This window comes from Ornithinibacter sp., assembly GCF_035443565.1.
In the GTDB taxonomy this organism is placed as follows: Bacteria; Actinomycetota; Actinomycetes; order Actinomycetales; family Dermatophilaceae; genus Fodinibacter.
Genome location: NZ_DAORSO010000054.1, coordinates 1 through 10,901, shown reverse-complemented (window position 1 = coordinate 10,901; position 10,901 = coordinate 1). Strand labels below are relative to the sequence as shown.

The 10,901-nt window shown below is 71.8% G+C and carries 12 protein-coding genes; 8 read left to right on the top strand and 4 right to left on the bottom strand.

The features are described from left to right. From PLL68_RS07810 to trxA, 3 genes are all read right to left on the bottom strand, one after another. A partial coding sequence (locus tag PLL68_RS07810) for a class I SAM-dependent methyltransferase (RefSeq protein ID WP_324533210.1) occupies window positions 1–404 on the bottom strand: 404 nt, incomplete at its 3' end. A 25-nt stretch (window positions 405–429) separates the two neighbouring features. Further along, entirely contained in the window at window positions 430–690 is a 261-nt protein-coding gene (locus PLL68_RS07805) for a metal-sensitive transcriptional regulator (protein ID WP_324533209.1), read from the bottom strand. 44 nt (window positions 691–734) lie between these two features. Further along, entirely contained in the window at window positions 735–1,124 is a 390-nt protein-coding gene (gene trxA / locus PLL68_RS07800; protein WP_324533208.1) for a thioredoxin, read from the bottom strand. Between the two features lie 141 nt (window positions 1,125–1,265). Between trxA and PLL68_RS07795 the strand changes: the two genes are divergently transcribed. From PLL68_RS07795 to PLL68_RS07770, 6 genes are all read left to right on the top strand, one after another. Next, window positions 1,266–2,312, top strand: a complete 1,047-nt coding sequence (locus PLL68_RS07795) for a small ribosomal subunit Rsm22 family protein (RefSeq protein ID WP_324533207.1) — start codon at window positions 1,266–1,268, stop codon at window positions 2,310–2,312. Between the two features lies 1 nt (window position 2,313). Then, entirely contained in the window at window positions 2,314–2,589 is a 276-nt protein-coding gene (locus PLL68_RS07790; RefSeq protein WP_159901929.1) for an HU family DNA-binding protein, read from the top strand. Between the two features lie 348 nt (window positions 2,590–2,937). Continuing rightward, window positions 2,938–3,459, top strand: a complete 522-nt coding sequence (locus tag PLL68_RS07785) for a YbhB/YbcL family Raf kinase inhibitor-like protein (protein ID WP_324533206.1) — start codon at window positions 2,938–2,940, stop codon at window positions 3,457–3,459. 109 nt (window positions 3,460–3,568) lie between these two features. Next, the gene (locus PLL68_RS07780) at window positions 3,569–5,047 is read left to right on the top strand and encodes a gamma-aminobutyraldehyde dehydrogenase (RefSeq protein ID WP_324533205.1); all 1,479 of its coding nucleotides are present in this window, start codon (window positions 3,569–3,571) and stop codon (window positions 5,045–5,047) included. A 95-nt stretch (window positions 5,048–5,142) separates the two neighbouring features. Next, the gene (locus PLL68_RS07775) at window positions 5,143–6,516 is read left to right on the top strand and encodes an aspartate aminotransferase family protein (RefSeq protein ID WP_324533204.1); all 1,374 of its coding nucleotides are present in this window, start codon (window positions 5,143–5,145) and stop codon (window positions 6,514–6,516) included. Beyond that, complete coding sequence (locus tag PLL68_RS07770; protein WP_324533203.1) at window positions 6,516–7,757, top strand: CDP-glycerol glycerophosphotransferase family protein; 1,242 nt, start codon at window positions 6,516–6,518, stop codon at window positions 7,755–7,757. Before PLL68_RS07775 ends, PLL68_RS07770 begins: the two co-directional genes overlap by 1 nt. Window positions 7,758–7,797: 40 nt before the next feature. Here the strand turns inward: PLL68_RS07770 and PLL68_RS07765 are convergent, their stop codons facing one another. Then, complete coding sequence (locus tag PLL68_RS07765) at window positions 7,798–8,340, bottom strand: hypothetical protein (protein ID WP_324533202.1); 543 nt, start codon at window positions 8,338–8,340, stop codon at window positions 7,798–7,800. Window positions 8,341–8,621: 281 nt separating this feature from the next. Between PLL68_RS07765 and PLL68_RS07760 the strand changes: the two genes are divergently transcribed. Together PLL68_RS07760 and PLL68_RS07755 are read left to right on the top strand one after the other, a co-directional pair. Beyond that, a complete protein-coding gene (locus PLL68_RS07760) occupies window positions 8,622–9,302 on the top strand; it encodes a response regulator transcription factor (RefSeq protein ID WP_324533201.1) in 681 nt (226 codons plus the stop codon). After that, the gene (locus PLL68_RS07755; RefSeq protein ID WP_324533200.1) at window positions 9,299–10,705 is read left to right on the top strand and encodes a sensor histidine kinase; all 1,407 of its coding nucleotides are present in this window, start codon (window positions 9,299–9,301) and stop codon (window positions 10,703–10,705) included. Before PLL68_RS07760 ends, PLL68_RS07755 begins: the two co-directional genes overlap by 4 nt. Window positions 10,706–10,901 lie beyond the last annotated feature (196 nt).

Genomic DNA, 10,901 nt, shown 5'->3' with positions numbered 1-10,901 from the left:
GCGAGCGCGGCACGCCACTGCTCGGGCGGCAGGTGCAGGTAGACGAGCAGCACCAGCTCGAACCCACCCGTCCCCGAATCGACCGACAGGTCACTCGGGGGACGGGGCTGCGGCCCGGTCGCGTCGGCCACGACGGCGGTGAACGCACCTCGCCGGTCACCGAGGCGGCGGTCGGCGATCTCGCCCATGCGCGCGACGGCGACGGCCGAGAAGTCGGTGGCCACGGCATCCCACCCCTGCTCGACCAACCAGAGCGCGTTGCGCCCCTCGCCGGCAGCGACGTCGAGCGCCCACCCGGGTGGCAGGCCCTCGCACCGCTCGCGGACCCACACGTTCGGCTCGGCCGACCACACGAGGTCAGCCCCGCCGTAGCGGCGGTCCCAGTCGGCGGCGCTCGTGCTCACCGGCCTCGCGGTCACGACGACGCCCTCACGCCAGCGAGAGGAAGAGCTTCTCCATGGAGTCGACGTCCATCTCGTGGGAGTCGGGGTCGACGATGCACTGGCGCAGGCCGAGCGCGATGACGGCGAACCCGGCCCGGTCCACGGCCTTGGAGACCGCCGCCAGCTGGGTGACGATGTCCTGGCACTCTCGGCCGTCGTCGATCATCTTGAGGATGCCGCCGATCTGGCCCTGGGCACGCTTGAGGCGCTTGACGATCGCCTGCATCTCGTCGGGGTTGAGCTCCATGCCGGGGCCTTTTCTCTCGGATCGAACGGGGTCGGGCTGCTGGGTCAGGCTTGGGACTGCTGGGCCACGGCCTGCTGGGCCTGGGCCTGCATCTGGGCACGGACGTCGTCCATGTCCAGGGCCTTGATGCCGTCGATGACCTGCTCGAGACCGGCGGGCGGCAGCGCTCCGGCCTGACGGTAGACGAGGACACCTTCGCGGAAGGCCATGATCGTGGGGATCGAGGTGATCTGGGCGGCGCCGGCGAGGGCCTGCTCGGCCTCGGTGTCGACCTTGCCGAAGACGACGTCGGTGTGCTTCTCGCTCGACTTCTCGTAGGTCGGCGCGAACTGGCGGCACGGGCCGCACCAGGAAGCCCAGAAATCGACGAGCACGATGTCGCTCGTCGTGACGGTCTTCTCGAACGTGTCGGCGGTGAGCTCGACGGTGGCCATGGTGAACACTCCTGAAGTGATGGTCGGCTGGGGTCCAGCGACGTCAACAGCATACCCCTGTGGGTATATTCCGCGACACCGTGGACTCAGCCAGAACGCCGCAACTCCTCGCGATCATCCCGCTGGCGGCACAATGTGCGCGTGTCGAGCCCCCTCACCCCCAGCCTCGCCTCGGCCCTCGAGGCCGTGCTCGACGGGCTTCCGGCCGACGCCCTGCGGCGCGCCACGGCATCCCTCATCGAGGCCTACCGCAGCGGTACCCCGCCGACGGCCCAGGTCCTGCACGACCCGACCACGGCCGCCGCCTACGCGGCGTACCGGATGCCGGCCACGCACGCCGCGGTGACGCGCGCCGTGCGCCACACCACCGACCTGGTGCCCGGCCTGCGCGTCGGCTCTGTCGTCGACATCGGCGGGGGCACCGGGGCGGCGACCTGGGCCGTGGCGCAGGCGTTCCCGGACCTCGCCTCCGCAACGGTCGTCGACGGGTCAGCCGATGCCCTGGCAACGGGTCGGCGGATCGCCCGCCACGGCCCGCCACCCGTGGCCGCATCCACCTGGCAACGCACCCACCTGCGCGCCGACACCGTTCTGCCACAGGCGGATCTGGCCGTGGTCAGCTACCTGCTCGGGGAACTGGCCGACCCCCTCCAGGAGGCGGTCGTCGACGCCGCCGCGACGGCATCCCCGACGCTCCTCATCATCGAACCCGGGACACCGCGCGGGTACGCCGCCGTGCTCGCAGCCCGCTCCCGCCTCACGGCCACCGGGTGGCACGTGCTCGCCCCCTGCCCGCAGGACGGCCCGTGCCCCATCGCCGACCGCGACGACTGGTGCCACTTCTCGGTGCGACTCGACCGCTCGGCGCTGCACCGCCGGCTCAAGGGCGGGCGGCTGGGGCACGAGGACGAGAAGTTCTCGTACGTCGTCGCCACCCGCGACGCAGGCCTTCGGGGCGTGTCCTCGCCGGGTCGGGTGCTGCGGCATCCCGTCTCCCGCAAGGGCCTCGTGCAGCTCGAGATCTGCCACGCCGACGGGTCCGTAGGGCGGCAGATCATCACGAAACGCTCGCCGATGGCCTACCGTGCTGCCCGGGACGCTGCATGGGGAAGCACCTGGCCCGACCAGGCCCTCGACAGCGCCGCAGTGCCCACCACCGTGAGCAGTGAAGATCGCAACAAGGAGTGACATGACCAAGAAGGACATCGCCCAGGCCGTTGCCGCGAGCACCGACGTCTCCGCGGCCACCGCCGAGGCCGTCATCGGTGCAGCGCTCGACGCCATCGCCGCGAGCCTGGCCAAGGGCGAGGACGTTCGCCTCGCCGGCTTCGGCGCGTTCGAGACCCGTGAGCGCGCTGCTCGCACCGGTCGCAACCCGCAGACGGGCGAGGAGATCGCCATCGCCGCCTCGACCTCGGTCGGCTTCAAGGCTGCCGCGCAGCTCAAGCGCGCGGTGAACGGCTGACGCCGACTCACCAGTTCTGCCCACGGGGCGTCGTCCACTTCGGTGGTCGACGCCCCGTTCGCATGGGCTGGGCCTCTGGGCCTGCGCGCTGGCAACGCGGCCCGGAGTGGAGTCCTTGCTCCCGATGGCGGGACCTTGCTCCCGTCGCAGATCCGTACTCCGGTGGGGCGTTGGTGCAGCAACGCACCAGTGGAGTACGAGCGCACGTCCGGAGGAAGGATCTGCGATCGGAGCAAGAGCGCACATCCGCAGGGCTGCCGGCCCCATGGGGGCTACCGTCGGAGGTGCACGCCCCACCCGGCGCCCCCATGCACGCCCCCGCCACCCCCGACGACGAAGGAGCACCCGATGAGCCTTGACCGCCCCGTCGCCCCGAACCCCTACGACCTGCTTCCCCGGGTCGCCAGCTTCACGGTGACGAGCACCGATGTCACCGACGGCGCCCCGCTGAAGGACGACCAGGTCGCCCACCTCGGCAACACCTCCCCGCAGCTGTCGTGGAGCGGCGCCCCCGAGGGCACGCAGAGCTACGTCATCACGTGCTTCGACCCCGACGCCCCGACCCCGTCCGGCTTCTGGCACTGGGTGCTCGTCGACGTCCCCGCCGACGTCACCGAACTGGCCACCGGTGCGGCCTCGGGCGACCTCCCGGCCGGCGCCTTCCACGTGCGGCACGACGGCGGCGGTCACGGCTTCATGGGCGCCGCCCCGCCGGAGGGTGACCAGGTGCACCGCTACTTCTTCGTCGTCCACGCGGTGAACGCCCCGACGCTCGGGGTCGACGCCGACGCGAGCCCGGCCGTCGTGTCGTTCAACCTCGCCTTCAAGACCCTCGGTCGGGCGATCATCCACGGCACCTACCAGCACTGATCGCATGAACGAGATCGGATGCCGTTGCTCACCTCGCGACGGATTCCGTAGCCCCACGCGCCTCTGGGTTCGCTTTTCCTAGGTCCGCGCCGATGCGTATGCTCGCGTCATGCACCAGTACATCGGCGGCCAACGGCGTGACGCCTCCAGTGGCGAGACCTTCGACGTCCTCGACCCGAGCACGAACGAGACCCTGGAGACGGTGACCCTCGCGGGCCACGACGACGTCGACGCGGCGGTGGCCGCGGCATCCGAGGCCTTCGAGCAGTGGAGCCGGGCCACGCCCGCCGAGCGCTCGACCGTGCTCCTGAGGGCCGCCCGGCTGCTCGACGAGCGCGCCGAGGAGCTCGCGCAGCTCGAGAGCCGCCAAGCGGGCAAGCCGATCCGCCTCGCCCGCGAGTTCGACGTGCCCGGCACCGTCGACAACACCGCGTTCTTCGGTGCCGCCGCCCGTCGCCTCGACGGCATGGCCAGCGCCGAGTACTCCGGTGACCACACGAGCTCGATCCGGCGCGAGCCCATCGGCGTCGTCGGGTCGATCGCCCCGTGGAACTACCCGCTGCAGATGGCCGCCTGGAAGGTCCTGCCCGCGATCGCCGCCGGCAACACCATCGTCCTCAAGCCCGCCGAGATCACCCCGCTGACGTCGGTGCTGTTCGCCGAGGCGTTCACCGAGGCCGGCGCACCCCCCGGCGTCGTCAACGTCGTCACCGGCACGGGGCCGGTCGCGGGTGCCCACCTCGTCGGCCACCCCGACGTCGACATGACCTCGTTCACCGGGTCGACGGCCGTCGGTCGTCAGGTGATGGCCACCGCGGCTGCCACCGGCAAGCGCGTGCACCTCGAGCTCGGCGGCAAGGCCCCGTTCGTGGTGTTCGACGACGCCGACCTCGAGGCAGCCATCCACGGTGCCGTCGCGGCATCGCTGATCAACACCGGTCAGGACTGCACCGCCGCGACGCGCGCCATCGTCCACCGCTCGCTGCACGACGAGTTCGTGCGGGGAGTGGCCGACCTCATGGCCGCGGTGCGGATGGGCCCCACGGCCGACGAGGCGACCGACCTCGGCCCGCTCAGCTCGGCCGCCCACCAGGCCAAGGTCGCCGGCATGGTCGAGCGTGCCCGCGGGTACGCCACCGTCGTCACCGGAGGCCGCACCCCCGAGGGCGACCTCGCCCGAGGCTGCTACTACGAGCCGACCCTCATCACCGACGTGCCGCTCGACAGCGAGATCTGGCGCGACGAGGTCTTCGGGCCGGTGCTGGCCGTCGTGCCGTTCGACGACGACGACGAGGCGATCCGCCTGGCCAACGACACCCCGTTCGGGTTGGCCGCGTCCGCGTGGTCACGAGACACGTACCGCACCGCCCGGGCCACCCGCGAGATCAAGGCCGGCTGCGTGTGGATCAACGACCACATCCCGATCATCAGCGAGATGCCGCACGGCGGGTACCGGCACAGTGGGTTCGGCAAGGACATGTCGGCCTACTCCTTCGACGAGTACACCAACGTCAAGCACGTCATGCACGACGTCACCGCCGTGGCCCACAAGCCCTGGCACCGCACGATCTTCACCCTGCCGGGCTGACCCGGGCAGTCCCGGGCAGTCCCGCCCCAGCGCGACCGCAGCGCGAACGGCATCCACGGCACGAAACCCAGCGCGACCCCAGCGAAAGGCCCCCGATGAGCACCTTCCCCGAACCCGTGATCCTCGCCGACGCCGAGCGTGGCGCCGCCGTGGCGCGTGACGACCGCGCCCACGTCTTCCACTCGTGGTCGGCGCAGGCGCTCATCGCACCCCTGCCCATCGCGGGGGCGTCGGGCAGCCACTTCTGGGACTACGACGGCAAGAAGTACCTCGACTTCTCCAGCCAGCTCGTCAACGTCAACATCGGCTACCAGCATCCCAAGCTCGTCGCGGCGATCCAGGAGGCCGCGGCCCGTCAGTGCACCATCGCCCCGAGCTTCGCCGACGAGTCCCGCTCCGAGGCGGCCAGGCTGATCGCCGAGCGCGCCCCGGGCGACCTCGACAAGGTGTTCTTCACCAACGGCGGGGCCGAGGCCACCGAGAACGCCATGCGCATGGCGCGCCTGCACACCGGTCGCCACAAGGTGCTCACGACCTACCGCAGCTACCACGGGGCCACCTCGGGATCGATCACCGCGACGGGTGACCCCCGCCGCTGGGCGAACGAGCCGGGGATGCCGGGGATCGTCCACTTCTGGGGCCCCTACCCCTACCGCTCGCAGTTCCACGCCGCCGACGAGGCGCAGGAGTGCGAGCGCGCCCTGCAGCACCTGCGCGACGTCATCATGGTCGAGGGTCCGTCGACGATCGCGGCGATCATGCTCGAGACCATCGTCGGGACCAACGGCATCCTCATTCCGCCGGACGGCTACCTCGCCGGGGTCCGCGAGATCTGCGACGAGCACGGGATCGTGTGGATCGCCGACGAGGTCATGTCCGGGTTCGGGCGCTGCGGCGAGTGGTTCGCCGTCGACCACTGGGGGGTCACCCCCGACCTCATCTGCTTCGCCAAGGGTGTGAACTCGGGCTACGTGCCGCTCGGCGGGGTCGTGATCTCGGCCGCGATCGCGGCGACGTTCGAGCAGCGGGCCTTCCCGGGCGGGCTGACCTACTCGGGCCACCCGCTGGCGTGCGCCTCCGCGGTGGCCTCGATCCGGATCTTCGAGGAGGAGGGCATCCTCGAGAACGTCCGCAAGGTCAGCGACACCGTGCTGGCTCCCCGCCTGGCCGAGATCACCGCCAAGCACCCCAGCGTCGGCGAGGTGCGCGGGTTGGGCTTCTTCTGGGGGCTCGAGCTCGTCCGCAACCCCGAGACCCGCGAGCCGCTCGTGCCGTTCAACGCCTCCGGTGCTGCCGCAGGCCCGATGAACGAGTTCGCCGCCGCGTGCAAGGCCGAGGGTCTGTGGCCGTTCGTGCACTTCAACCGCACCCACGTCGTGCCGCCGTGCACCACCACCGCGGAGGAGATGAACGAGGGGCTCGACATCCTCGACCGGGCCCTTGAGGTGGCCGACCGGTTCACGGCCTGATGGATCTGCGCGACGACGTCACGAAGGTCCAGCGCCTCCTCACCAAGGGGATGCGGGCCGTCCGCGCCCGCCGTGCGGTCAGGGCCGCACTCGCCCTGCGCCCACCGGTCCCGGACGGCACCGTCGAGGTGGCCGTCTACTTCACCGATGGCCCCGAGAACCTCTACCAGCTCGACCAGTGGTTCGAGCCGCTGCGGCGCCTTCACGAGCGACACCACGTCACGGTGCTCTCCCGCCACTGGGAGACGACGCAGGCACTGCTCGGCACCTGCCCGGTCCCGGTGCACCACGCCCCGGACATCGACGGCGTCGAGGCGTTCCTGCGCCGGCAGCCGGTGCGGGCCGTGCTGTACGTCAACCAGAACCAGGCCAACTTCTCGGCGATGCGCTTCGCCGACCCTGCACACGTGTTCATCTGCCACGGCGAGTCCGACAAGGACTACATGTCGAGCAACCAGCTGAAGGCCTACGACCGAGTGTTCATCGCCGGCACGGCCGCTCGCGAACGGATCCTGCGCAAGCTCATCGGATTCGAGGAGTCACACCTCATCGAGGTCGGGCGGCCCCAGGTCGACGTCGACTACCCGGCCCCGCCGCTGCCACGCGACGGCCGCACCGTCGTGCTGTTCGCCCCCACCTGGGAGGGCGACCGGGCCTCCATGCGGTACTCGTCGGTCGAGAGCCACGGCCCGGCCCTCGTTCGCTCCCTGCTCGCCACCGGCCGACACCGGGTGATCTACCGGCCGCACCCGCGCACGGGCATCGTGCTCCGCTCGACGAAGGCGGCACACGACGAGATCGTGCGGCTGATCGAGGCCGCCAACAAGGCCGACGCCAGCGCCGGTCACGTCGTCGACACCAGCGGCGGGTTCGGCTGGCAGCTCTCGGTGTCGGACGTCGCGGTCATGGACATCTCCGCCGTGGCCTACGACTGGTTGGCCACGGCCAAACCGTTGCTCGTCACCCAGCCCGCGGAGCCGCGCGCACAGCTCCCCGAGTCCGGGTTGGTGCGCGAGCTGGACCTGTTCACGGCCGCGGATGCCGCCCGCGCGGCATCCGTCGTGGACGCCGCGGTCACGCAGCCGGACGAGAGCCACGCGGCCCTGGTGCGGCGGTACTTCGGTGACACCACCCCCGGCGCCAGCATGGCTCGCTTCCTCGACGCATGTGACGACGTCATCCGCGAACGGAGCGCGGCGTTGGCCGCGCGTGCGGCGCGACTCACCGACGGTCGAGAGTAGAGGAATCGCCGTCGGCCACCTGCTGTACGCGGCGATTCGCCTACTCTCGACCGGCTGAGCGTGCCGGCAGGGCGACCCCGCACTTCTCAGCGGCCGCCCTGAGGTCGGCGCGCACGGCCTGACGCTGCTCCTTGGTGAGCTGTCCCCACGGGCGGTTGACGCCGGCATCCCTGATGCAGTCCCGCTGCTCGGTGCTGAGGCCGTCCCAGAGCGCCCGGGCCCCGGCGAAGGGCAGCGTGACACCGCACGTCTTCGCGGCGGCCTCGACCTTCGCGCGCAAGGCCGTGCGCTCGGCGTCGGCGAGGCGGCCGACCGGACGGGTGATGTCCTGATCCTGGAGGCAGGTGCGCTGGTCATCGGTGAGACCGGCCCACCATCCACGAGCCTTCGTGCGGGCCGCGTCTGCGGATGCCGTGCCTGCGGATGCCGTGTCGGCGGCTGTCCCCGAGTTGGCCGCCGCGAGCTGTTCGACCGCGGCGACCGGAGCCGGGGCGGCAGTCGCGCTCGTGGCGACGAGGGCCGTGGTCGTCAGGCCCGCGGCGCCGAGGCAGACGGCGACGAGGGTGGTGCGCAGTGCGGACATGAGGTGCTCCTTGTCGATGGGGTCCAACGAGCCGACCCGGGCTGGTGACAGGTCACGACGGTCGTCCCGAAGACTGCGCGGGGCTGCAAGGAAACCTCGCGATCATCTGAGGACCCGCCGTCGCCCCCCGTCGAATGCGGGTGGGAAGTGGCGCCCAGCCGACGATCTTCACCCACATTCCGGGAGGTGACGCGTGCCCGGGACCGCACGCGCAGCGATCCACAGGAAGTCTCGAGGAATCCTCCAGCCGGCGGCCCGTCCGAGGTGGGAGCGTGGGGCCCATGACGCCTCGGGTGCTCGTCGTCGACGACGAGGAGAACATCGCCTACCTCGTGGCCTCGGCCCTGCGGCTTGCCGGGCTCGAGGTGGCGACCGCAGCAACCGGCGACGAGGCGCTGGCGGCCTGCACCCCGGCATCCCCCGACCTCGTCGTGCTCGACGTCATGCTCCCCGACCTCGACGGCTTCGAGGTGCTGCGCCGCCTGCGGGCCAAGGGTGTGACGGCACCAGTGCTCTTCCTCACCGCGCGCACCAACACCACCGACCGGGTGCGCGGCCTGACCGCCGGCGGTGACGACTACATCGTCAAGCCGTTCGCCCTCGAAGAGCTCGTCGCCCGGGTGCACCTGGCCCTGCGCCGCCGAGGCAGCACACCGGCCGCACTCGGCCGTCACCAGGTGCACGACCTGGTGCTCGACGAGGACCAGCACCGCGTCTGGCGTGGCGGCGCCGAGGTGCACCTCACCGCCACGGAGTTCACCCTCCTGCGCTGCCTGCTCGTCAACGCCGGCCGCGTCGTCACCAGGGCGCAGATCCTCGACCACGTCTGGCAGTACGACTTCGCCGGCGAGAGCGCGATCATCGAGTCGTTCATCTCGACGCTGCGCAAGAAGGTCGATGCCACCACCCCGAGACTCATCCACACCGTGCGCGGCGTCGGCTACACGATCCGCGAGCCATGATGACGCTGCACCGCCGGCTCGTCATCGCGGTCAGCGCGCTGGCCATGGTGCTCGTCGTCGCCGGCCTCGGCGTACTGCTCGTGCAACGGGCCTTCCTCGTCGGCCGCCTCGACGCCCAACTCGCGGCCCTGGCCCAGAGCCCGCGAGCGATCCTGCTCGCGTCGGCCCGGGCGGATGGGGGCGCACCAGCCGCCGGGCTCTCGGACATCTACGTCGGGCGGATGGAGGCCGACGGCACCCTCACGACGATCCTCGCCCCAACGAGCGACCCGGGCCTCGTCCCCGCACTGGTCCCCGGCGAGAGGGTCACGGAGCCACAGGCGCGCCCCACGGCATCCGGCGAGGCCCCGCGCGTTCGCGTGGTGACGGCCCCTCTGCCCAACGGGCGCGCCCAGGCGGTGCTCGCCGTGCCGACCACCGCCGCGGATGCCGCGACCCGTCGCCTCGCGCTCACGCTCGGCCTCGTCGGGCTCGCCGTGGCGGGAGTCGTCGCGATGCTGCTGTCATGGGTCGACCGCCTCGGGCTTCGGCCCATCGCCGCGATGACCGAGGCCGCCGACGCGATCCGGGCCGGCGACACCGCGCGCCGGGTGCCGCCGGGGCCGCCCGGCACTGAGGCCGCGCGGCTCGGCGACGCCCTCAACGCGATGATCGACAGCAACGCCGCCACCCAGGAACGGATGCGCCGCTTCATCGCCGACGCGTCCCACGAGCTGCGCACCCCGCTCACCACCCTGCAGGGGTACGCAGCGCTGCACACCGGCCGAGCGGGCACCACAGCCATGCCGGATGCCGTGGCGCCCGTTGAGGGGGTGACCTCCCCCGAGGTGGCCTCCCCCGAGGTGGCCGACGCGATGCGTCGTATCGGGGAGGAGGCCGCCCGCATGCGTCGGCTCGTCGACGGGCTGCTCGACCTGGCCCGGCTCGACGACCTGGAGGCCCTGGGAGGTCTGGCTCGCGAGCCCGTCGACCTGGGGGTGCTCGTCCGCGACGTGGCGGCCGACCTGCGCGTGGTGGCACCCGACCGGGTCGTCACCGTGCAGGCCCCGCAGTCGCTGATCGTCAGCGGAGACCGCGACCGGCTGACCCAGGGGCTCGTCGGCCTCACCTCGAACGCCGTGCGCCACACGCCCGCGGGGGCTGCGGTGTGGCTGCGCGTCCAGCCGGTGCCGGGCGCGGTGCGGGTCGACGTCGAGGACGCGGGGCCCGGCATCCCGCCCGAGCACGTGCCGCACGTGCTCGGGCGCTTCCACCGGGTCGAGGCCGGGCGATCGTCCTCACGTGGTGGCAGCGGACTGGGGCTGGCGATCGTCGACGCGATCGCCCGAGCCCACGGCGGGTCCGTGTCGGTCGTGTCCGAGGTTGGCCGCGGGTCCACCTTCACCCTGAACCTGCCCGCTTGACCTTCCCGGCCGACCGCCTGTGGATGACGGTCATCGGGTGTCAGCCGGAACACATACGGTGGGGCGGTCAGGAGCCGGGGACCAGTCGCCCGGGATGAATCGTGTGGGAGGTGGCCGGTGGCTCGAGTCCTGCGGGTCGCTCGCATCGCCGACCTCACCAACCGCGACCTCGACGCGCTCTGCGGCACCGTCACGG

Excerpts from the sequence above, each read along its gene's own strand:
- PLL68_RS07780 (WP_324533205.1), top strand. The coding sequence starts at position 3,569 with ATGCACCAGTACATCGGCGGCCAACGGCGTGACGCCTCCAGTGGCGAG.
- PLL68_RS07805 (WP_324533209.1), bottom strand. The coding sequence starts at position 690 with ATGGAGCTCAACCCCGACGAGATGCAGGCGATCGTCAAGCGCCTCAAG.
- PLL68_RS07760 (WP_324533201.1), top strand. The coding sequence starts at position 8,622 with ATGACGCCTCGGGTGCTCGTCGTCGACGACGAGGAGAACATCGCCTAC.
- PLL68_RS07765 (WP_324533202.1), bottom strand. The coding sequence starts at position 8,340 with ATGTCCGCACTGCGCACCACCCTCGTCGCCGTCTGCCTCGGCGCCGCG.
- trxA (WP_324533208.1), bottom strand. The coding sequence starts at position 1,124 with ATGGCCACCGTCGAGCTCACCGCCGACACGTTCGAGAAGACCGTCACG.
- PLL68_RS07775 (WP_324533204.1), top strand. The coding sequence starts at position 5,143 with ATGAGCACCTTCCCCGAACCCGTGATCCTCGCCGACGCCGAGCGTGGC.
- PLL68_RS07785 (WP_324533206.1), top strand. The coding sequence starts at position 2,938 with ATGAGCCTTGACCGCCCCGTCGCCCCGAACCCCTACGACCTGCTTCCC.
- PLL68_RS07755 (WP_324533200.1), top strand. The coding sequence starts at position 9,299 with ATGATGACGCTGCACCGCCGGCTCGTCATCGCGGTCAGCGCGCTGGCC.
- PLL68_RS07790 (WP_159901929.1), top strand. The coding sequence starts at position 2,314 with ATGACCAAGAAGGACATCGCCCAGGCCGTTGCCGCGAGCACCGACGTC.
- PLL68_RS07770 (WP_324533203.1), top strand. The coding sequence starts at position 6,516 with ATGGATCTGCGCGACGACGTCACGAAGGTCCAGCGCCTCCTCACCAAG.